The organism is Jannaschia halovivens, assembly GCF_046452375.1.
Classification (GTDB): Bacteria; Pseudomonadota; Alphaproteobacteria; order Rhodobacterales; family Rhodobacteraceae; genus Jannaschia; species Jannaschia halovivens.
Genome location: NZ_JBKFDJ010000001.1, coordinates 1,988,753 through 2,009,203, shown reverse-complemented (window position 1 = coordinate 2,009,203; position 20,451 = coordinate 1,988,753). Strand labels below are relative to the sequence as shown.

The window sequence follows — 20,451 nt, the reverse complement described above, 5'->3', positions numbered from 1 at the left end:
GAGGTCGAGGGCGGCCGGTGCGTTACGAACCGGCGAGGCTGTTGGGGGCAGGGCTGACCACCTGTATCTGACGGTTCACGATCTGCGCGACGGCCAGCGCACGCTGGATCGTGCCGTCTGCGCGCAGGCGGAATACCCCGTTCGTGCCCGCGAAGCCAGCGCGGTTCGTCAGCGTCGAGCGCCCCACCGTGCCGCCGTTGCGCGCGATGGCGCCGATTGCGGCCATCCCGTCATAGGCGAGGCCGGCCAGCGGATGCGGGTTGTCGCCATTGGCCGCGGCGTAGCGGGCGGCGAATTGCTGGCCCGGCGCGGGGTCGGGCAGTGCGAAATAGCCGCCCTGAAGGCCCGGAAGCTGGACCGCCTCGGCGGGGATGTCCCAGCGGGTCAGCCCGAGGAAGCGGAACTCCTCGCCGCCGATCCCGGCCTCTGTCAGGAGCTGCGCCATCACCGGCAGGTCGCCGGACGTGTTGCCCGTCAGGAAGACCGCGTTGGAGTTCGTGGCCCGCGCCTGTGCCGCGATGGTCGGGACGGCCGAGACGATGCCCTGCTGGCTGAGGTCGTAGGCGACCGATCCGGTCACCTGCGCGCCCGATCCCTGGGCGGCGCGCACGATAGCGGCCTGCGCGATCTGGCCGGCGGTCTGGTCGTTATGGGTGACCAGCACGCGGTTGCGACCCTGCCGCGCGGCATAGGTCAGCAGGCGCTCGGCCGTGTTCTCGAAGGTGTTGCCGAGGACCCAGACATTGCCGCCCGCGATCGACGTGTTGTTCGAGAAGCTCAGCACCGGCACGTTCGAGCCCGCCGCCGCGACCCCGGCGGCCGCAGCGTTGTCCGCATAAAGCGGGCCGAGGATCACCTGCGCGCCCGCGGCGACGGCCTGCGACGCTGCGCCGGCTGCGCCGCCGGGGGTGCCCTGCGTCGGATAGACCGTCAGGTTGACCGCGCCCGCGCCCAGATCCGCAGCCGCTAGCCGGGCCGCGTTCTCGAGGCTGCGTGCGACGCCCGCATCGGTGCCCCGGCTGGAGCCGTAAGGCACCAGGAGCGCCACTTCGGTCGCGCCGGAGCCGCTGACCCCGGCCCCGCCCGAGCCGCCGCCGGGCAGCGCGACGTTACAGGCGGCGAGTGCGCCGGACAGGAGGGCGAGCCCCGCCGCCTTGCGCGCGCGCCCTGCCAGTGAGACCCATAGCGATCGGACGGACGTGATGGACATTGTGGTGTGCTCCCCGGAACTCGCCCGTGTCCGGGCATATCTTGTTCGCGGTCAAGCTAGTGCGCGCTCCGGGGCGCGTAAACGACGAATGGGGCGAGGGAGCGAAATGGCGGGAAGCGGCACGATCGAACCGGGGCTCCACCTCGTGGCAGTGCCCATCGGGGCGGCGCGCGACATCACGCTGCGGGCGCTCGATCTTCTGGGCGGGGCGGACGTGCTGGCGGCCGAGGACACGCGCTCGCTCCGCCGCCTGATGGAGATCCACGGCATCGCCCTCGGGGATCGGCCGCTGCTGCCCTATCACGATCACAACGGCCCCGCCGCGCGGCCTCGGCTGATGGCGGCGCTGCGGGACGGCAAGTCGGTCGCCTACATGTCCGAGGCGGGCACGCCGCTGGTGGCCGATCCGGGGTTCCAGTTGGGGGTCGAGGCGCGCGAGGCGGGCATCGCGGTGCGCGCCGCACCGGGGGCCAGCGCGATTCTGGCCGCACTCTGCGTCGCGGGCCTGCCGACCGACCGGTTCCTCTTCGGGGGCTTCCTGCCGCCGAAATCCGCGGCGCGGAAGGCGGCCCTGGCCGAGCTGGGCCACGTGCAGGCCACGCTGGTCCTCTACGAGTCGCCCAAGCGGCTCGCGGCGTTCCTGCGGGACGCTGCCGCGACCCTCGGGCCCCGCCGCGCCGCGATCTGTCGGGAGTTGACGAAGAAGTTCGAGGAGGTGCGGACGGCTGATCTCGTCGCGCTCTCGGAGGCCTACGCGACCGAGACCCCGCGCGGCGAGATCGTCGTCGTGATCGACCGCGCCGCCCCCGCCGAGGCCGACGAGGCCTCGCTGCGCGCGGCGCTGGCGGCGGCGATGGAGGGCGGATCGGTAAAATCGGCTGTAAAAGACGTTTCCGAACGGACCGGTGTGTCGCGTAAACTGATCTACGACCTGGCGCTTCGAATGAAGGACGACGGATGAGCGGATCGATCTCCTACCATGCCGGCCTCGCGGCGGAAGACGGCGTGGCCCGGCTCTATGCTCGTGCCGGTTGCCCCGTGCTGGCCAAGCGCTGGCGCGGCCAGGGCGGCGAGATCGACGTGATCGTCTCCGACGGCGAGGAGACGGTCTTCGTCGAGGTCAAGAAGAGCGACACCCACGCCGCCGCGGCCCAGCGCATCACCGCGCGCCAGACGAAGCGCATGTTCGACTGCGCGGGTGAATACATGGCCGAGCTTCCCGACGGGCTGAACAGCTGCGTCCGCTTCGATGTCGCCCTGGTGGATGCCACCGGCCGCATCGAGATCATCGAGAACGCGCTCTATACCGGCTGAATGCCCGACTGCGCGCTTGCGCAGGGGCGCCCCCGCGCGGGGCACGTTGCCTCCCCGTCGCGGCTGCGCCATCTAGAACGGACATGCCAGGCTGGAGGCCCCGATGTCCGATACCCCGTCCGCCGCACCGCTTCGCGTCGCCTTCCAGATGGACCCGATCGAAGAGGTGAACATCGACGCCGACAGCTCGTTCGAGCTGGCGATTGCCGCGCAGGCGCGCGGACACGAGATCCATTACTACACGCCCGAGCGCCTCGCCTATGTCGAAGGCCGCATCGTCGCCAAGGGGCAGGCCATGACGCTGCGCCGCGAGGTCGGGAACCATGTCGATCTCGGCCCGCTCGAGACGCTCGACCTCGCCGAGATGGACGTCATCTGGCTGCGGCAGGACCCGCCCTTTGACATGTCCTACATCACGACCACCCATCTCCTCGACCGCATCCACCCCGACACGCTCGTGGTCAACGACCCGACCTGGGTGCGGGGCTGGCCCGAGAAGCTGATGGTGCTCGACTTCCCCGATCTCACACCGCCCACCGCCATCGCGCGCGACCTCGACACGCTGAAGGACTTCAAGGCCAGACATGACGACGTCGTCCTCAAGCCCCTTTACGGCAATGGCGGCGCGGGCGTGTTCCGCCTGACGCCCGAAGACCGCAACCTCAACTCGCTCCACGAGATGTTCAGCGCGATCAACCGCGAGCCGCTGATCATGCAGAAGTTCCTGCCCGCCGTCTCGAAGGGCGACAAGCGGGTGATCCTCGTTGATGGCGAGCCGGTGGGCGCGATCAACCGCGTCCCCGCCGCGGGCGAGACCCGGTCGAACATGCATGTCGGCGGCCGCCCCGAGAAGGTCGACCTGACCGCGCGCGACCGTGAAATCTGTGCCGCGATCGGCCCGCGCCTGCGCGAGGCGGGCCAGATCTTCGTCGGGATCGACGTGATCGGCGACTGGCTGACCGAGATCAACATCACCTCGCCCACCGGCCTGCAGGAGCTGCGCCGTTTCGACGGTACCGATGCCGCCGCCCTGATCTGGGACGCGATCGAGCGCCGTCGCGCCTAGGGCTGCGTCACCAACCGGTAGGACAGCGCCTCGGCCACGTGGGGGCGGCGGACGACGTCGCTGGCGTCGAGATCGGCGACGGTGCGCGCGACCTTGAGCACCCGGTGATAGCCTCGCGCCGAGAGGCGGAACCGGTCGGCGGCCTTCCGGAGCATATCCTGCCCGTCCGCATCCGGCGTCGCCACCTCGGCCAGCGCGTCCGCCGCGACGTCTGCATTCACGGTCACCGCCGGATCGTCCGCGAAGCGCGCCGCCTGGATGGCGCGGGCGGCAGCCACGCGGGTCGCCACCTCGGCCGAGCCGTCGCCCGATTGCGGCAGGGCCAGGTCCGCGATCTCGACCGCGGGCACTTCGAGGCGCAGGTCGAACCGATCCATCAGGGGCCCGGAGATCTTCTTCATGTAGTCCTCGCCGCAGACCGGCGCGCGCGAACAGGCGGCATCGGCATCGAACAGCATCCCGCAGCGGCAGGGATTGGCGGCGGCCACCAGAAGGAAGCGGCAGGGATAGCGAACATGGGCATTGGCGCGTGCGATCGTCACCTCGCCCGTCTCGATGGGCTGGCGGAGGGATTCGAGCACCTCGCGCTGGAACTCCGGGAACTCGTCCATGAAGAGCACGCCGTTATGGGCGAGGCTGATCTGCCCTGGCCCCGCGCGCTTGCCGCCGCCGACGATGGCCGCCTTCGACGCGGTATGGTGCGGTTCCTGAAAGGGGCGCGCCTGCAGGATGCCGCCCTCGTCCAGCGTGCCGGCGAGCGAATGAATCATCGAGGTCTCGAGCGATTCCATCGCCGAGAGCGGTGGCAGGAGGCCCGGCAGCCGCGCGGCCAGCATGGACTTCCCCGCGCCGGGGGGCCCGGACATGAAGAGATGGTGGCGACCGGCCGCCGCGATCTCGAGGGCGCGCTTGGCGCGCTCCTGCCCCCGCACGTCCCGCAGGCAGGGCCCGGCGACCGGGTCGGGCAGGCGACCCTTCGCGGCCCGGTCGAGCGGGGCGTTGCCCGTCAGGTGGTCGATCAGCGCCTTGATCGAGCGGGCCGCATAGACCGGCGTCGCCCCGACCCACGCCGCTTCGGGGCCGCAGGCTTCGGGGCAAAGGAGGTCCGCGTCGAGCGATCCCGCCGTCACCGCCGCGGGCAAGGCCCCCGCAACCGCGACGAGGCTGCCGTCGAGGGACATCTCGCCGATGCTGACCGCGCGGGAGACGGCCTCGGACGGCACCAACTCCAGCGCCGCCAGCAGCGACAGCGCGATCGGAAGGTCGAAATGCGCGCCCTCTTTCGGCAGATCGGCGGGCGAGAGGTTAACCGTGACCTTCTTCGATGGAAGCGCGATGCCCTGCTCGGCCAGCGCGGTGCGGATGCGGTCGCGCGCCTCGGACACCGCCTTGTCGGGCAGGCCGACGATCGAGAAGCCGGGCAGGCCGGGCGAAACCGCGCATTGCACGTCCACGGCGCGGGCTTCGAGACCCTCGAACGCCACCGTCGTGGTATGTGCCAGCATGCGGAGCCCTTCCCTGTCACCCCGTATGTCGCTCGCACAGGGTTAGGATAGGGTTAATGCCGCCCGCCGTGCAGGCCCTCAGGCCGGTCCGTCGATAAGGGCCATGAAGGCCGGCCAGGCCTCGGGGTCGTGTATCGTCTTGTCCCGGCAGAACGTATTGCAGAACCCCCAGATGCGCCCGTCCACCTTCAGGAAATCCGTCACCGGCAGGCCGGAATAGGGACAGGTCGCGTTGACCGAAGGGCCGATCGCGACCGCTTCGGCCGCGATCGGGCGGGGCATCGGGAAGCGGCCGGTCGCGAGGTCCATGTCGTATTCGTGGAGCGTGCGGTTCCGCGCCTCGCCCATCGCCCGCCAGCGCCGGAGCGGCAGGTGGTTCAGATGCGCGTCGATATATGGCGCCATCACGTCGTCGGTGGCGAGGCCGTAGCCCGCGATGCGCATCGCCACGGGCGCCATGAAGGCGTCGACCGCGCCATAGGCCCCGAAGAGCCACGGGCCATCGCCCGCCATCCCGCGCGCCAGCGTCCAGAGCCGGGAGAGCCGCGCGAGATCCGCCGCGACCGCCTCGCTCGCCTCGAACCCCTCCCATTTCACGCGCAGGTTCATCGGGCAGGCGCCGCGCAGCGCGGTGAAGCCCGAATGCATCTCGGCGGCGATCGAGCGGGCGAGCGCGCGGGCCTTCGCCTCGCGGGGCCAGTGGCCGGCCTCGGGGTAGGTTTCGGCAAGATACTCGGCGATGGCGAGGCTGTCGGACAGGATGCCCCCCTCGGGTGTGCGCACCGTCGGCACCGTCCGCGCCGGGGCCCAGGCTTCGAGGTCGCGCGCGAAGTCATCCGAATACATCTGCGTGCGGTGCTCCTCGACCGGCAGGCCGAACGCGTGGAACAGGAGCCAGCCGCGCAGGCTCCAGGATGAATAGGCGCGGTCGCCGATCAGAATCTGGTGGGTCATGGCGGACGTCCTTCGCGGGTCAGAGTCGGTTGGCGGAGACCGGCACCATCGCGCCTTGGTGCAGGTCGATGCGGGTCAGGCTGAGGTTGTCGATCTTCTGCGCCAAGGCGTCGAACGGCTTCAACCCCGTCGCTCGCGCCCATTGGGTCAGGATCACGCCCATATGGGCGACGACGATCAGATCCGGGCCCTGTGCGTGGCGGGCCAACGCGCGCCCGACCCGGGCCGCCACGTCGTTCCAGCTCTCGCCGCCGGGCGCGCGATGCGGGCCGGGTTCGTCGAAATAGCGGCGGAGCGCGGGACTGTCGATTTCGTCGAAGGCCTGGTCCTCCCACGCGCCGTAGTGGAACTCGCGCAGATCGGGGTCATGCGGCAGGCGCGGTCGCGCCTCGGCGATGGCATCTGCCGTGGCGGTGGCACGGACGAGGTCGCTGCTGATGACGGGTGCCTCCGGCAGCACCGCGCGCAGCCGGTCGAGCGCAGCCGTGTCCGTCAGGTCGGCGGGCAGATCGGTCCAGCCGATCATCCGCTTGGCGTGGGTCGGCCCGTGCCGGACGAGCCAGAGCCGCGTCACTTCAGCCATTGCGGCAAGCCCGCGGTCACCAGCGCCACGCCGTCGGCCGCCTCGGCCAGCATCTGGTTGAGTGCGCCTTGCTCCCTCTGGAAGCGCCGGGCCAGCGCGTTGTCCGGTGTCACTCCGCCGCCGACATCGTTCGAGACGACCACGAAGCGGCCCGGCGACGCCGCCATCGCCGCGATCCACGCCTCGGCAGCCTGGCGCCACTCGGCCTCGTCCATCATCAGGTTCGTCAGCCACATCGTGGCGCAATCGATCAGCCAGACCTCGCGATCACGGGCTTGTGAACATACCCGCGCCAGATCGCGGTCGCATTCCACCAGCGCCCAGTCCGCGCCCCGGTCGGCGCGGTGCGCTACAACCTTGGATTGCATCTCTTTATCGAGGATACGGGCCGTCGCGACATAGGTCCGCACGTAGCCGTATGCTATTGCATGCTTTTCCGCGAACCGGCTCTTTCCCGAGGCGGCATGGCCGAGCACGAGAGTCAACTTGCAATTGAGGGACATTTCTTCGGAACTTTTCCGCGCGGGGGAGTCTTCCCCATCTGAACGATCTTTCGGTGGCCTGACCAGCCTCACCATCGCATCGACCCTCGGGGGGCAAGACATGGCACTGGATTTCAATCGCGACACCTCTCTGTCCCGCAAGGCCATGAAGGCTGAATTACTCGACGCCGAGACCGAGCTGCGCCTCGCCTACGCCTGGCGCGACGACCGCTGCGAGGAAAGCCTCCACCGCCTGATCACCGCCTACATGCGCCTCGCGATTTCGATGGCCGCCAAGTTCAAGCGCTACGGCGCCCCGATGAACGACCTCATCCAGGAGGCCGGGCTGGGCCTGATGAAGGCGGCCGAGAAGTTCGATCCCGATCGCGGCGTCCGGTTCTCGACCTACGCGGTCTGGTGGATCAAGGCGTCGATCCAGGACTACGTGATGCGCAACTGGTCGATGGTCCGCACCGGTTCGACCAGCAGCCAGAAGTCGCTCTTCTTCAACCTGCGCCGCGTTCAGGCCAGGCTGGAGCGCGAGGCGCTGGCCGACGGCGTGATCCTCGACCGCCAGACGATGCGCGAGGCGATCTCGAAGGAAGTCGGCGTGCCGCTGCATGACGTCGAGATGATGGAAGGCCGGCTCTCGGGCTCGGATTTCAGCCTCAACGCAACGCAATCCTCGGACGAGGACGGGCGCGAGTGGATCGACACGCTCGAGGACGATGCCGACCAGGCCGATCAGAACGTCGAGTTGAAGCACGACACCGCGATGCTGCGCGAATGGCTGCTGTCCGCGCTCTCGGCGCTGAACGACCGCGAGCGCTTCATCGTCCGCGAGCGCAAGCTGCGCGAAGACCCCCGCACGCTGGAGAGCCTCGGCAACGAGCTGTCGCTTTCGAAGGAGCGGGTGCGTCAGCTCGAGGCGGCGGCCTTCGCCAAGATGCGCAAGTCGCTCGAGAAGCAGTCTCGCGAGGTTCTGGGCTTCCTCGTTTGAACCCAGCTCCTGCCATCGCCGCCGCGCTGATCCTCTGGACCGGCGCGGTCTCTGCCGCCGACCTGCCGGATGCGACGATCTACGTGATCGGCGAAATCCACGGCAATCCCGAGCATCACCGCCGTCAGGCCGAGTTCGTAGCCCTGCTCGCACCCAAGGCCGTGATTTTCGAGCAATTGAGCGACGAACAGGCCGACCGCATCGGCCCAGACACCCCCCGCACCGCCGAGACGCTGGGACCAATGCTCGACTGGGCCGAGAGCGGCTGGCCCGACATCGCGTTCTACGCCCCGATCATGGCCGCGTCCGATGCGGCAATCATCGGAGCGGCGGGGGCGCCCGGCGACCTCTCCGAATATGACCTTGGGGCGCCGCTGCCCGACGAACAGCAGGCCGAACGCGAGGCATTGCAGGCCGCCGTCCATTGCGACGCGCTGCCCGCGCACCTCTTGCCGCAATTCGTCGACCGCCAGCGCGCCATCGATGCGCAGTTCGCTGCACGCACGCTCGCCGCGCTCGACGCCCATGGTGCGCCGGTCGTCCTGATCACCGGCAATGGCCACGCACGCCGCGACTGGGGCGTGCCCGCCGCTATCGCGCGCGTCCGGCCCGATCTTGCCATCACGGTGGTCGTGCAGGGCGAGGACGGACGCGTCCCGCCCGGCGGCGACGTCGTCTTCGACGCGCCCGCCCCCGAGCGGCCCGATCCCTGCGACGCCTTCCGCTGACGCCGCCGCTGGCCTAGACCTTCGGCAGGAGGTGGCCCGTCCATGCTGACCGACAGACGAATCCTGCTGGTGATCGGGGGCGGCATCGCGGCCTTCAAATCGCTCGACCTCATCCGCCGCCTGCGCGAGCGGGGCGCCACCGTGACCCCTGTCCTGACCCGAGCCGCCGAGGAATTCGTCACCCCGCTTTCGGCCAGCGCCCTGGCGGCGTCGAAGGTGTACCGCGATCTCTTCGACCTGACCGACGAGGCCGAGATGGGCCATATCGAGCTCAGCCGGGCCGCCGATCTCGTGGTCGTCTGCCCGGCCACGGCCAACCTGATGGGCCGGATGGCCGCGGGGCTGGCCGACGACCTCGCGACGACACTGCTGATGGCGACGGACAAGCCGGTGATGATCGTGCCCGCGATGAACGTGCGCATGTGGGAGCATCCCGCCACGCAGCGCAATCTCGCGACCCTTCGGGGAGACGGGATCAAGGTGGTCGGGCCGGACGAGGGGCCCATGGCCTGCGGCGAGTTCGGCCCCGGTCGGTTGGCCGAGATCCCGGACGTGCTGGCCGCGATCGAGGCACATTTCGCCGATGGACCGTTGGCCGGGCGCCACGTCCTCGTGACCTCCGGCCCGACCCACGAGCCCATCGACCCCGTGCGCTACATCGCCAACCGCTCATCGGGCGCGCAGGGCACCGCGATCGCGGCGGCGCTCCGCGATCTTGGGGGGCGGGTCAGCTTCGTCACCGGCCCCGCCGATGTCGCCCCGCCGGACGGGGTCGACGTGATCCGCGTCCAGACCGCCGAGGAGATGCGCTACGCCGTCGAGGCCGCGCTGCCCGCCGATGTGGCGATCATGGCCGCCGCGGTCGCCGATTGGCGGGTCGAGAACGCGAGCGCCGCGAAGATGAAGAAGGATGGCAAGGGCCTGCCGGTCCTCGAATTCGCCGAGAACCCCGATATCCTCGCCACCGTGTCGAAAGGCGACCGGCGCCCCGCGCTCGTCGTGGGCTTCGCCGCCGAGACGGGCGACGCGGCGGGCGATGTCGTGACCCACGCGACGGCCAAGCGCGCGCGGAAGGGATGCGACTGGATCGTGGCCAACGACGTCTCGCCCGCAACCGGCATCATGGGCGGCACCGAGAACGCCGTGACCCTGATCACCGAGGCCGGGGTCGAGCCGTGGCCCCGCCTGTCGAAGACCGAAACCGCGCGGCGGCTGGCGCAGCGCATCGCCGAGGCCCTCGCATGACGCCGCTTTCCGTCGACGTCACCCGCGATCCGGATGGCGATCCCGACCTGCCGCTTCCGACCTATGCCACGCAGGGCGCGGCGGGCGCCGATCTCCACGCCGATACCGGCGGCGAAGCGATTACCCTGCCGCCCGGAGGCCGGGCCCTGATCGCGACGGGCCTGCGCGTGGCGCTTCCGCTGGGCTACGAGATGCAGCTTCGGCCGCGCTCGGGTCTGGCCCTGAGGCACGGGATCACGCTGCTCAACAGTCCCGGCACCATCGACGCGGACTATCGCGGCCCGCTCGGCGTGATCCTGATCAATCACGGCTCCGAGCCGTTCGAGGTCACCCACGGGATGCGGATCGCGCAGGCGGTGATCGCGCCGGTGGTCCGGGCCAACTGGGTCGAGGTCGAGGAGCTTGGGCTGACGGCGCGGGGTACCGGCGGGTTCGGCTCGACCGGGCGATGACGCTCGTCCTCATCATTGCCGCCGCTCTCTGGGCGCTGGGCATGTGGCTGAAGACCCCGGTTCAGGCGCGGCTCTACATGATCGGGCTGCTCTATGTCGCGGTGCTTTTCGCGATGTTCGCATTGCCGGAGGGGCACCCGATCCGGGTGCAGCTGGGCGGTGGGCCGGGGCAATGGCTCGTGCTCGGTGGCCTCGTCGCCGCGATCCTCGTCTACCGCGCGGGGCTGGGTCGCGTTCGTGCCCGCGCCGAGGCCGTCGAGGCCGCGCGCGAGGGCTCGCCGGCGGCGCCCGGCGCCTTTTCCGAGACCGAACTCACCCGCTACGCCCGCCATATCGCCCTGCGCGAGGTCGGCGGGCCGGGGCAGCGGCGGCTGAAGGACGCAAAGGTCCTGGTCGTCGGGGCAGGGGGGCTCGGCGCGCCGGTCCTTCTCTATCTCGGGGCGGCGGGGGTCGGCCGGATCGGCGTGATCGACGACGATGCGGTCGACCTGTCGAACTTGCAGCGCCAGATCGTCCATGCCGACGAGCGCCTCGGGATGCCCAAGGTCGCCTCGGCGCGGGACGCGGTCGCGGCACTGAACCCGCATATCGAAATCCGGACCTACAACCGTCGCCTCACCCCCGAGATCGCCCCCGAACTCTTCGAGGAGTACGACCTGATCGTCGACGGCACCGACAGCTTCGAGACCCGCGCCGTGGTCAATGCCGCCGCCGTCGCCACGGGGCGCGCGGTCGTCGCGGGCGCGATCACGCAGTGGGAGGGGCAGCTCACGATATACGACCCGGCGGGCGGCGCGCCCTGCATGGCGTGCCTCTTCCGCGAGGCCCCTGCCGCCGGGCTTGCCCCATCCTGCGCCGAGGCGGGCGTGATCGGCGCGCTGCCCGGCGTGGTGGGCTCGATGATGGCGCTTGAGGCGATCAAGGAGATCACGGGGGCCGGGACGACGCTCCGGGGGGCGATGCTCATCTGGGACGGGCTCGATTCCGAGGCACGGCGCATCACCGTGCAGCGCCGCGCCGATTGTCCGGTCTGCGGCGATATCTGACGCCCTTGCGCCCCGCCGGGGTTCCGCCATGATCCTTCGGGTCAACAGGAGGATCCCCCAGATGAAAACCCTCGCCCTCATGGCCGCGACGCTGCTCGCGGCCCCCGCCTTCGCCGATGGCCACCTGCCCGATCTGGGCGGTCGCACGGTCACCATCGCCACCGAGGACGCCTATCCGCCACTCCAGTTCAAGGACCCCGCAAGCGGGGACGCGATCGGCTGGGAATACGACGCGATGGCCGAGATCGCCGAGCGCATCAACATCACCCCCGACTACGTCAAGATCAGCTGGGACGCGATGATCCCCGCCGTCTCCGAGGGCCAGATGGACATGGGCATGACGGGCATCACCATCCGCGAGGACCGGATGGAGATGGTCGATTTCTCGGACAAGTACATGACCTCCGAGATGAAGATGATCGTGCGCGGCGACGAGGACCGCTTCACGGACGCCGCGGGCTTCGCCGCCGATGACGACCTGCTGGCCGCGGCTCAGCCGGGCACCACGCCGTTCTACGTCACCGTCTACGACGTGCTCGACGGGGACGAGGCGAATCCGCGCATCAAACTCTTCGAGACCTTCGGGGCGGGTGTGCAGGCGCTCCGGGCGGGGGACGTCGACCTCGCGCTGTCCGACTCGACGGCCGCGCAGGGCTATGTGAACGCGTCCGATGGCGGGCTCAAGATCGTGGGCGAAGCGCTCGGGACCGAGGATTTCGGCTTCATCTTCCCCAAGGGTTCGGAGCTCGTCGAGGCGATGAACGCCGCCATCGCCGACATGGCCGCCGACGGCACGATCGAAGCGCTGAACCAGAAATGGTTCGTCGAGTACCAGATCGGGGGATGAGCGTTTTCGCCGAGGACGCTCGATCAAACTCTTAAGCAAGAGTTTGACCCCGCGCTCCGATCCCGACCGCGAGTTTCCGTGGTGGCTCCTGGCCGTGGCCGTCCTTCTCGGGACGGCCTACGTCATGGTCCTGACCGACGACGGCACGCGACAGGTGCTGTCGACCCTGCGGAGGGGTGTCTGGATCACGATCCTCGTCACCGTGACCGGCTTCACGGCCGCCTCGCTCGTGGGCCTCGGCCTCGCGCTCATGTCGCTCTCGGGCAGCGTGATCGTCCGGCAGGTCGCGCGCTTCTACGTCGAGATCGTGCGCGGCATCCCGATCCTCGTGCTGCTGCTCTACGTGGCCTTCGTACTCGCACCCGGCCTCGTCGCGTTCTGGAACTGGATCGGCCTGCCCGAGGCGCGTACCCGCGACTTCCCGCTGCTCTGGCGGGCGGTCCTCGCCCTCGTGATCGCCTATTCCGCCTTCATCGCCGAGGTCTTCCGCGCCGGTCTGCAATCCATTGATCCCGGCCAGATCGAGGCGGCCAAGGCGCTGGGCCTCAAGCGCTGGCACCGGTTCCGCCACATCGTCATGCCGCAGGCGATCCGCACGATCCTGCCGCCGCTGGGCAACGACTTCGTCGCCATGGTCAAGGATTCTTCGCTCGTCAGCGTGGTCGGTGTCATGGACATCGCCCAGCTCGGCAAACTGACGGCGGCGGGGAACTTTCGGTATTTCGAGACGTATAACATCGTCGCCCTGCTCTACCTGACCATGACGATCCTGCTGTCGCTAGGATTGCGGCGACTAGAGCGGCGGATGGGGGATCCGGCCCGTCGGGGATAGATTGTCACACCCCCTAGCCGCCGTCGGAGCGCGGTTTACATGCATTTCAGAAATTTCTGAAACGGCGATCTCATGGCCCTGACACCGCTCCAGCGCGACTTCATCCTGCATTTCGGCGAAATGGGCAGCCGGTGGGGCATCGCCCGCACGGTCGGCCAGATCTACGCGCTCCTCTTCATCTCCGAGACCCCGCTCAATGCCGAGCAGATCACCGATGGGCTTGGCGTCAGTCGGTCGAACGTGTCGATGGGTCTCAAGGAGTTGCAGGCCTGGGACCTCGTGCGCCTGCGTCATGTTCAGGGCGACCGCCGCGATTACTTCACCACGCCCGACGATCTCTGGGAGATCGTGCGCACCCTCGTGGCGCAGCGTCGCAAGCGCGAGATCGACCCCACCCTGACCAAGCTGCGCGAGCTCGAGATGGCGGGGCCGCAGGGCGACCCTTACGCCGAGGCGCGGATCGCCGAACTGCGCGAGTTGATCGAGATGATGACCACCTTCCACGACGAGATGGACCGCATGGAGACGGAACGCCTCGTCCAGCTCATGACGATGGGCCGCCGGTTGGGCGGACTTCTCGAACGTGCACCGAATCTCAACCCCTTCCGGAGGAAGACGGCATGATGGACACCCTCATCCTCAGCCGCATCCAGTTTGCGGCCAATATCTCGTTCCACATCCTGTTCCCGACGATCACAATCGCGCTGGGCTGGTTCCTTCTGTTCTTTAAGCTGCGCTTCCAGTGGACCGGCGACCTCAAGTGGATGGAGGCTTACCGCTTCTGGGTGAAGGTCTTCGCGCTCAGCTTCGCGATGGGCGTCGTCTCGGGCATCACGATGTCGTTCCAGTTCGGCACCAACTGGCCGGGCTTCATGGAAAAGGTCGGCAACATCGCCGGGCCGCTTCTGGCTTACGAGGTGATGACCGCCTTCTTCCTTGAGGCGGTGTTCATCGGGATCATGCTCTTCGGCTTCTCCCGCGTGCCGGGCTGGCTGCATACGCTGGCGACCTTCCTCGTGGCGTTCGGCACCACGATGTCGACCTTCTGGATCATCGTCCTGAACTCGTGGATGCACACGCCGCAGGGCTTCGAGATGATCGACGGCGTGGCGCACGCGACCGACTGGTGGGCGATCGTCTTCAACCCGTCCATGCCCTACCGGCTGGCTCATATGCTGCTGGCGAGCGGTTTGACGGTGGCCTTCGTGATCGCGGGCGTCGCGGCCTTCCGCTACATCCGCGGCGACCGGAAGGAGACGGTGCGCACCCAGATCCGGGTCGGCATCACCTTCGGCGCGCTGCTGATCCCGATCCAGATCTTCACGGGCGACCTGCACGGTCTCAACACCATGGAATACCAGCCCGCCAAGGTCGCGGCGATGGAGGGCAACTGGTCCGACACTGACGGGAACACGCCGCTGATCCTGTTCGGTTTCCCGAACGAGGAGACGCGCTCGAACGATTTCGAGATCGCGATCCCGAATATGGCGTCGATCATCCTGACCCATTCGGCCGATGGCGCGATTCCCGCGCTGGACGAATTCGTGACCGAGGACGGGACCATCCTGCACCCGCCAGTCGACAAGGTCTTCTGGTCGTTCCGAACGATGGTCGGAACCGGCATGGCGATGCTCCTGATCTCTTGGGGCTCGCTCGCGTTCCTCTGGCGGCGGAAGCCCTGCGCCGAGACCGGGACGGATCGCCGCTTCCTCGTCCGGCATCTGCCGAAGCCGCTTCTCTGGGCGCTGGTCCCGATGGCCTTCTCGGGCTGGGTCGCGACGCTGGCCGGCTGGTACACGACCGAGATGGGTCGCCAGCCCTGGTTGGTAAACGGGGTCATGACGACGGCCGAGGCGGTGGCCCAGGTGCCCGCCGGAATGGTCCTTTCGACCCTGATCGGCTACCTCGTGATCTACGCGGCGCTCCTCTTCGCCTATGTCGGCGTGATCGCCTATCTCGCGGTCAAGGCCGCCCATGACGAGCCGCTGGAATCCATGACCCCCGCCTCGGGCGAGGCGGTCGTGGACGCCATCACCCGCGAGGATCGCGGCATGGCCCCGGCGGAGTGACGGGAATGGAGCTTTTCGGATACGCGCCCGACATCTGGCTGCCCTTCGTCTTCGCGGGCCTGATGGGGTTCTCGATCCTGCTCTACGTCGTTCTCGACGGCTACGACCTCGGCGTCGGCATCCTGACGCCGCTGGCCGATGACGACGCGCAGAAGGACATGATGGTCGCCTCGATCGGACCCTTCTGGGACGCCAACGAGACTTGGCTCGTTCTCGCCGTCGGCCTCCTCCTCGTGGCCTTCCCGGCGGCGCATGGTCTGATCCTGACGACGCTCTACCTGCCGGTCTTCATCCTGCTGGTCGGGCTGATCCTCCGGGGTGTCAGCTTCGAGTTTCGCGTGAAGGCCCGCGCCAAGTACAAGGGCCTCTGGAACGCGCTCTTCTTCACAGGCTCGCTGATGGCGACGCTGGCGCAGGGCTTCATGCTGGGCCTCTACGTCATGGGCCTCGACCTGACCTGGGGGACGGTCCTCTTCGCGACGCTCTGCGCGCTGGCGCTGACCGTTGGATATGCGTTCATCGGCGCGACCTGGCTCATCCTCAAGGGCGAGGCCGAGTTGCAGGTCAACGCGATCCGCTGGGCCAAGAACTGCATCTGGGGCCTCGTCGTCGGCATCGGGGCGATCTCGCTCGCGTCGCCGCTCGTGTCGGACCGCATCTGGGAGAAGTGGTTCTCGCTGCCGTCGATGCTCTATCTCTCGCCGCTGCCGATCCTGTCGCTGGCGGGGCTGTGGCTGCTCTGGCGGTCCTTCCACCACCTGCCGGGCGAGAATGACCGCTGGGCCTGGGTGCCCTTCGTGACCGCGCTGGCGCTCTTCACGCTGGCTTTCCTCGGGTTGGCCTACAGCTTCTATCCCTACGTGGTGCCCGAACAGCTCACGATCTGGGAGGCGGCGTCGTCGCCGGACGCGCTGGCGATTATCCTGATCGGGGCGGCGGTCGTGATGCCGACGATCTTCGCCTACACGATCCTCGCCTACTGGATCTTCCGGGGGAAGACGAAGGCGCTGCGCTACTACTGAGGGCGCGGGCCCTCAGAACGCCAATTCGACCGATGGCAGGTTCAGCGCCTTGATCAGGTCGCGCAGCTCCTGCCGGGCGGCGACGTTCGACAGGTTCAGGTTGGCGATCCCGATATCCTTGAGGTCGAGCAGCGTCATGCCGCGCGGGAACAACTCGCGGAAGATCACCCGCTCGGTGAAGCCGGGGGCCACGCGGAAGCCGATCCGCTTCGACAGATCTTCCAGCGCCTGGCCCATCTTGCGCTTGTTGTGCATCTCCTGCGCGCCGAGACGGTTGCGCAGCACGATCCAGTCGATCGGCTGAAGCCCCGCCTTCGCCCGAAGCTGCCGTGCGTGCCACACCATCTCGGAATAGACCGACGGCCCGAGGATCTTTCCCGAATCCGGGTCGATCTTTGCCAGAAGGTCGAAATCGACGAAACTGTCATTGAGCGGCGTGACCAGCGTATCGGCGAGACTGTGCGCCACCTGGCTCAGCCGCGTATGCGAGCCGGGGCAGTCGATCACGATGAAATCGCAGGTCTTCTCCAGCTCGGCCACGGCGAGGCTGAGGGATTTGTCGAACGGATTCTCGCCCTCGCGGAGGGCATCGCGATCCACCTTCGGCAGGCCCGACACCATCGGTGTCGGCAGCTCGACGCCGTGCCGTTTGCCGTATTCCAGCCGGTTCTCGAGATAGCGCGTGAAGGTCTGCTGGCGCAGGTCGAGATCGAGCGTGCCCACCCGCGCGCCGGACCGGGCGAGCGCCGTCGCGGTGTGCATGCAGGTCGTGGACTTGCCCGACCCGCCCTTCTCGTTCCCGAAGACGATGATATGCGCCATTGTCGTGCCCCCACACGTTCCCGTCGGGACCATAGGGCGCGGCTGGCGGAAGGTTAAGCGTCCCCGCGCGCGTTAACCCTTATTTCCGTCGAACCGCGGCACGTCGGGCTCCAAACGCAGAACGCCGCCCCGGGGGGGCGGCGTTCGCGTCGTCCGATGCGGCGTGGCTCAGAAGCCGAGGCCGGCATACTTGTTCTTGAACTTCGACACGCGGCCACCGGTGTCCATCAGCCGCGAGGTGCCGCCGGTCCAGGCCGGGTGCACCGAGGGGTCGATGTCGAGCGAAAGCTGCGAGCCCTCCTCGCCCCAGGTCGAGCGCATCTCGACCACGGTGCCGTCGACCAGCTTGACGTTGATCGTGTGGTATTCGGGGTGCAGATCCTTTTTCATCACACGGTCTCCTTGGCCTTCGGGGCACGGTAGTTGGTCTGTTCGGCGATCCGGGCCGACTTGCCGCGGCGCGACCGCAGGTAATACAGCTTGGAGCGGCGAACGCGGCCCCGGCGCACGACCTCGATCGAATCGATATTCGTGGAATGCAGCGGGAAGACCCGCTCGACGCCTTCGCCGAAGCTGATCTTGCGGACCGTGAACGCGCCGGCGATGCCCGAGCCGTTCTTGCGGCTGATGCAGACGCCTTCGTAGTTCTGGACCCGCGTGCGCGTGCCCTCGGTCACCTTGAAGCCGACGCGAATGGTATCGCCAGCCTTGAAATCGGGAATGGTCTTATCGAGCGCGGCGATATGCTCCGCCTCGATCTGAGCGATCAGGTCCATCGGACCCTCCTATGGTTGCGACGAGGTTTGCCCCCGGATGATGTCCTGTCCGGTTGGCTCCGGACGGCTGTTCTTTGCGGTCACGCAGAGCGTCCCGGCAGACCGGGGCGATACGTGATGCGGCGTCGTATATCGCGCGGCGGCGCGGCGCAAGTGGCGAGCGCCGGGGCGCTGCCCCGGACCCCGGCATATTTGCGGAACATCGAAACGGGGCGCGGTGGTTAACGTTTGGTGTCCAGGTATCGCGCCCAGAGATCGGGACGCCTTGAGCGGGTCAGGGCCTCGGACTGGACGCGCCGCCAGGCCGCGACCTTGGCGTGGTCGCCGGAAGTCAGAACCTCCGGGATCGTGCGGCCCTGCCACTCGGCGGGCTTGGTGAAGTGCGGGTGTTCCAGAAGCCCGTCGGAGAAGCTCTCCTCCTCGGTCGAGGCCTGGTTGCCGATGACGCCCGGCAAAAGGCGGATCGTGGCGTCGAGCAGGGCCTGCGCCGCGATCTCGCCGCCGGTCAGGACGAAATCGCCGAGGCTGACCTCCTCCATCTCGTATTCGTCGAGCACCCGCTGATCGACGCCCTCGAACCGGCCGCAGAGAAGCGTGACGCCCGGCCCGGCGGCGAGCGCGCGGGCGCGGGCCTGGTCGAAGGGGCGGCCCCGCGGGCTGAGATAGATCATCGGCCCCGGCCCGCGCGCGGCCTCCAGCGCCGCGCCGACGATATCCGCGCGCAGCACCAGCCCCGCGCCCCCGCCCGCGGGCCGGTCGTCGACCTTGCGGTGCCGCCCCTCGCCGAAGCGGCGCAGGTCGGTCACGTCGAGCGACCAGAGCCCGTCCTTCAGCGCCGTGCCCGTGAGCGAATGGCCGAGCACGCCGGGGAATGCTTCGGGGAACAGCGTGGCGACCGACGCGGCCCAGGCGCCGGGTCGGGGCGCGGGGCCCATCAGGTCGCGGGGCGCGGCCGAGGCGCGGATCGACTTCGAGCCGTGGGAGCGGGCGGGATCGGTCATTCGGGTGGCGCGTCATCCGCGCCGTCGTCGAAGAGACCCGACGGCGGGTCGATGACGATCCGCCGCGCCCTGAGATTGACGGTCGGCACGATCGCCTGCGTGAAGGGCACGAGCACCGACGCGCCCCCGGCGGGACGTACCTCCAGCAGGTCGCCCGCGCCGTGGTCGTGGACCGCGTGGACCCGTCCGAGATCGGCGCCGCCGGTGTCGACGGCCACGAGGCCGATCAGGTCGGAATGGTAGAACTCGTCATCGGGGAGGGCGGGCAGCGCGTCGCGCGGAGCCCAGAGGCGTTGGCCCTTGAGTGCGTCCGCGGCCTCCTTGTGGGGGACGCCCGACAGGCGGACGGCGTAGCCGCCCTTGATCGGGCGCAGCACGGTGACGGCATAGGCGGTGCCGCCATCCGAGACGAGCAGGCCGTAATCGCCGACCGCCGAAGGGTCGGCGCAGAAACTCTTGAGGCGGACCTCGCCGCGCACGCCATAGCTGCCCATGACGGCCCCGAGGCAGACGTGATCCTTCATGGTGGCGACCTTCGATCCGGTGGCGGCGCGATCCGGGGGCGGCAATGACGCCGCCCCCGGGGTGACGATCACTCGTCGGTCTTCTTGTCGTCGTCGTTGCCGGTCACGGCCTCGACGGCATCGGCCGCGGCATCGACGACGGCTTCGACGGCCGACGCGGCGGCCCCGGCCACGGCACCGGCGGCGGCGGCGGCCACATCGGTCGCGGTCCCGGCGGCGTCGGCGGCCGCGTCGGTCGCGGTGTCAGCGGCTTCGGCGGCCGTCGAGGCGGCGGCTTCGGCGGCGGCGGCGACCGCGGCGGCGGCCTTCTCGCCCTTTTCCTTGGCGCGCTCGACGGCCTTCTTGCCGGGCTCGGCCTTCTTCATGTTGGCGCGGACCTTCTTGGGCTGCACGTCGGCGGCCTCGAGGAAGCGGGCGACGCGATCGGTCGGCTGAGCGCCCTCGCCGAGCCAGTACTGCACGCGCTCCATGTTCATCTTCACGCGCTCCTCGCTGTCCTTGGGCAGGAGCGGGTTGTAGGTGCCCAGCTTCTCGATGAAGCGGCCGTCGCGGGCCATGCGGCTGTCGGCGGCGACGATGGAGTAATGCGGGCGCTTCTTGGAGCCGCCGCGGGCGAGTCGGATCTTCATGGCCATGGGTTTGGTCCTTTGGTCAGTGTCTTAGGATTGATGTTGCCGATGATGTCGGATGACTTCCTCGATGATGAACCCGAGGAATTTCTTGGCGAAGCCGGGGTCGAGCCCGGCCTCCACCGCCATGGCTTCGAGCCTGGCGATCTGGGTGGCCTCCCGGTCCGGGTCGGACGGGGGCAAATCGTGTTCGGCCTTGAGCCGCCCCACCGCCTGGGTGTGGGCGAAGCGTTCGGCGAGCGTGTAGACGAGGACCGCGTCGAGGCGGTCGATCGAGGCGCGATGCTCGCCCAGAAGGGCGGCGGCGCGGGTGGCGGCATCGGTCATCGGGGCCTCCTCGGGGG

Annotated in this window: 24 protein-coding genes and 1 pseudogene; 13 read left to right on the top strand and 12 right to left on the bottom strand. The window is 68.8% G+C overall.

Features of this window, described 5'->3' with window-relative positions; genetic code table 11:
• Positions 1 to 22 precede the first annotated feature (22 nt).
• Positions 23 to 1,210 carry a penicillin-binding protein activator gene (locus tag ACK8OR_RS10185; RefSeq protein WP_410189285.1) on the bottom strand — a complete coding sequence of 396 codons (1,188 nt, stop codon included), beginning with the start codon at positions 1,208 to 1,210 and terminating at the stop codon, positions 23 to 25.
• Between the two features lie 106 nt (positions 1,211 to 1,316).
• Between ACK8OR_RS10185 and rsmI the strand changes: the two genes are divergently transcribed.
• The 3 genes from rsmI to gshB all read left to right on the top strand — a co-directional run bounded on the left by rsmI (position 1,317) and on the right by gshB (position 3,590).
• A complete protein-coding gene (gene rsmI / locus ACK8OR_RS10180; RefSeq protein ID WP_410189284.1) occupies positions 1,317 to 2,171 on the top strand; it encodes a 16S rRNA (cytidine(1402)-2'-O)-methyltransferase in 855 nt (284 codons plus the stop codon).
• Entirely contained in the window at positions 2,168 to 2,524 is a 357-nt protein-coding gene (locus ACK8OR_RS10175) for a YraN family protein (protein WP_410189283.1), read from the top strand. The genes rsmI and ACK8OR_RS10175 overlap by 4 nt, the downstream gene beginning before the upstream one ends.
• 103 nt (positions 2,525 to 2,627) lie before the next feature.
• The gene (gene gshB / locus ACK8OR_RS10170; RefSeq protein WP_410189282.1) at positions 2,628 to 3,590 is read left to right on the top strand and encodes a glutathione synthase; all 963 of its coding nucleotides are present in this window, start codon (positions 2,628 to 2,630) and stop codon (positions 3,588 to 3,590) included.
• On the opposite strand, the gene ACK8OR_RS10165 is transcribed toward gshB, so the two are convergent.
• The 4 genes from ACK8OR_RS10165 to cobU form a co-directional block, all read right to left on the bottom strand.
• Positions 3,587 to 5,095 (bottom strand): YifB family Mg chelatase-like AAA ATPase, encoded by a 1,509-nt coding sequence (locus ACK8OR_RS10165; RefSeq protein WP_410189281.1) that lies wholly within the window; start codon positions 5,093 to 5,095, stop codon positions 3,587 to 3,589. The two genes, gshB and ACK8OR_RS10165, sit on opposite strands and share 4 nt — an antisense overlap.
• 78 nt (positions 5,096 to 5,173) lie before the next feature.
• A complete protein-coding gene (locus ACK8OR_RS10160) occupies positions 5,174 to 6,049 on the bottom strand; it encodes a glutathione S-transferase (protein WP_410189280.1) in 876 nt (291 codons plus the stop codon).
• Between the two features lie 19 nt (positions 6,050 to 6,068).
• The gene (locus ACK8OR_RS10155; protein WP_410189279.1) at positions 6,069 to 6,632 is read right to left on the bottom strand and encodes a histidine phosphatase family protein; all 564 of its coding nucleotides are present in this window, start codon (positions 6,630 to 6,632) and stop codon (positions 6,069 to 6,071) included.
• Positions 6,620 to 7,135: a bifunctional adenosylcobinamide kinase/adenosylcobinamide-phosphate guanylyltransferase gene (gene cobU, locus ACK8OR_RS10150; protein ID WP_410189278.1), complete on the bottom strand. Its 516-nt coding sequence runs from the start codon at positions 7,133 to 7,135 to the stop codon at positions 6,620 to 6,622. Before cobU ends, ACK8OR_RS10155 begins: the two co-directional genes overlap by 13 nt.
• A gap of 100 nt (positions 7,136 to 7,235) precedes the next feature.
• Between cobU and ACK8OR_RS10145 the strand changes: the two genes are divergently transcribed.
• From ACK8OR_RS10145 to ACK8OR_RS10100, 10 genes are all read left to right on the top strand, one after another.
• On the top strand, positions 7,236 to 8,114 hold the full coding sequence (locus ACK8OR_RS10145; protein WP_298436477.1) for an RNA polymerase factor sigma-32: 879 nt from the start codon (positions 7,236 to 7,238) through the stop codon (positions 8,112 to 8,114).
• Positions 8,111 to 8,842 carry a ChaN family lipoprotein gene (locus ACK8OR_RS10140; protein ID WP_410189277.1) on the top strand — a complete coding sequence of 244 codons (732 nt, stop codon included), beginning with the start codon at positions 8,111 to 8,113 and terminating at the stop codon, positions 8,840 to 8,842. The genes ACK8OR_RS10145 and ACK8OR_RS10140 overlap by 4 nt, the downstream gene beginning before the upstream one ends.
• 42 nt (positions 8,843 to 8,884) lie before the next feature.
• Positions 8,885 to 10,087: a bifunctional phosphopantothenoylcysteine decarboxylase/phosphopantothenate--cysteine ligase CoaBC gene (gene coaBC / locus ACK8OR_RS10135; RefSeq protein ID WP_410189276.1), complete on the top strand. Its 1,203-nt coding sequence runs from the start codon at positions 8,885 to 8,887 to the stop codon at positions 10,085 to 10,087.
• The gene (dut, locus tag ACK8OR_RS10130; protein ID WP_410189275.1) at positions 10,084 to 10,539 is read left to right on the top strand and encodes a dUTP diphosphatase; all 456 of its coding nucleotides are present in this window, start codon (positions 10,084 to 10,086) and stop codon (positions 10,537 to 10,539) included. The genes coaBC and dut overlap by 4 nt, the downstream gene beginning before the upstream one ends.
• Positions 10,536 to 11,585 (top strand): HesA/MoeB/ThiF family protein, encoded by a 1,050-nt coding sequence (locus ACK8OR_RS10125; protein ID WP_410189274.1) that lies wholly within the window; start codon positions 10,536 to 10,538, stop codon positions 11,583 to 11,585. The genes dut and ACK8OR_RS10125 overlap by 4 nt, the downstream gene beginning before the upstream one ends.
• 61 nt (positions 11,586 to 11,646) lie before the next feature.
• The gene (locus tag ACK8OR_RS10120; RefSeq protein ID WP_410189273.1) at positions 11,647 to 12,432 is read left to right on the top strand and encodes a transporter substrate-binding domain-containing protein; all 786 of its coding nucleotides are present in this window, start codon (positions 11,647 to 11,649) and stop codon (positions 12,430 to 12,432) included.
• 43 nt (positions 12,433 to 12,475) lie between these two features.
• A complete protein-coding gene (locus ACK8OR_RS10115; protein WP_410189272.1) occupies positions 12,476 to 13,264 on the top strand; it encodes an amino acid ABC transporter permease in 789 nt (262 codons plus the stop codon).
• A gap of 72 nt (positions 13,265 to 13,336) precedes the next feature.
• Positions 13,337 to 13,888, top strand: coding sequence for a GbsR/MarR family transcriptional regulator (locus ACK8OR_RS10110; protein ID WP_410189271.1), 552 nt, complete (start codon positions 13,337 to 13,339; stop codon positions 13,886 to 13,888).
• Complete coding sequence (locus tag ACK8OR_RS10105; RefSeq protein ID WP_410189270.1) at positions 13,885 to 15,333, top strand: cytochrome ubiquinol oxidase subunit I; 1,449 nt, start codon at positions 13,885 to 13,887, stop codon at positions 15,331 to 15,333. Before ACK8OR_RS10110 ends, ACK8OR_RS10105 begins: the two co-directional genes overlap by 4 nt.
• A 5-nt stretch (positions 15,334 to 15,338) precedes the next feature.
• Positions 15,339 to 16,355: a cytochrome d ubiquinol oxidase subunit II gene (locus tag ACK8OR_RS10100; protein WP_410189269.1), complete on the top strand. Its 1,017-nt coding sequence runs from the start codon at positions 15,339 to 15,341 to the stop codon at positions 16,353 to 16,355.
• A 12-nt stretch (positions 16,356 to 16,367) separates the two neighbouring features.
• Here the strand turns inward: ACK8OR_RS10100 and ACK8OR_RS10095 are convergent, their stop codons facing one another.
• The 7 genes and pseudogenes from ACK8OR_RS10095 to ACK8OR_RS10065 form a co-directional block, all read right to left on the bottom strand.
• Positions 16,368 to 17,177 carry a division plane positioning ATPase MipZ gene (locus ACK8OR_RS10095; protein ID WP_410189268.1) on the bottom strand — a complete coding sequence of 270 codons (810 nt, stop codon included), beginning with the start codon at positions 17,175 to 17,177 and terminating at the stop codon, positions 16,368 to 16,370.
• A 168-nt stretch (positions 17,178 to 17,345) separates the two neighbouring features.
• Positions 17,346 to 17,567 carry a 50S ribosomal protein L31 gene (gene rpmE, locus ACK8OR_RS10090; protein ID WP_298436447.1) on the bottom strand — a complete coding sequence of 74 codons (222 nt, stop codon included), beginning with the start codon at positions 17,565 to 17,567 and terminating at the stop codon, positions 17,346 to 17,348.
• On the bottom strand, positions 17,567 to 17,953 hold the full coding sequence (gene rplS / locus ACK8OR_RS10085) for a 50S ribosomal protein L19 (protein ID WP_298436444.1): 387 nt from the start codon (positions 17,951 to 17,953) through the stop codon (positions 17,567 to 17,569). The genes rpmE and rplS overlap by 1 nt, the downstream gene beginning before the upstream one ends.
• A 221-nt stretch (positions 17,954 to 18,174) precedes the next feature.
• Positions 18,175 to 18,954 (bottom strand): tRNA (guanosine(37)-N1)-methyltransferase TrmD, encoded by a 780-nt coding sequence (trmD, locus tag ACK8OR_RS10080; RefSeq protein ID WP_410189267.1) that lies wholly within the window; start codon positions 18,952 to 18,954, stop codon positions 18,175 to 18,177.
• Positions 18,951 to 19,478, bottom strand: a complete 528-nt coding sequence (gene rimM, locus ACK8OR_RS10075; protein WP_410189266.1) for a ribosome maturation factor RimM — start codon at positions 19,476 to 19,478, stop codon at positions 18,951 to 18,953. The genes trmD and rimM overlap by 4 nt, the downstream gene beginning before the upstream one ends.
• Positions 19,479 to 19,726: 248 nt before the next feature.
• Positions 19,727 to 20,113: pseudogene (rpsP, locus tag ACK8OR_RS10070) on the bottom strand (30S ribosomal protein S16); the annotation flags it as partial.
• A 24-nt stretch (positions 20,114 to 20,137) separates the two neighbouring features.
• Complete coding sequence (locus tag ACK8OR_RS10065) at positions 20,138 to 20,434, bottom strand: chorismate mutase (RefSeq protein WP_410189265.1); 297 nt, start codon at positions 20,432 to 20,434, stop codon at positions 20,138 to 20,140.
• Positions 20,435 to 20,451: the final 17 nt, after the last annotated feature.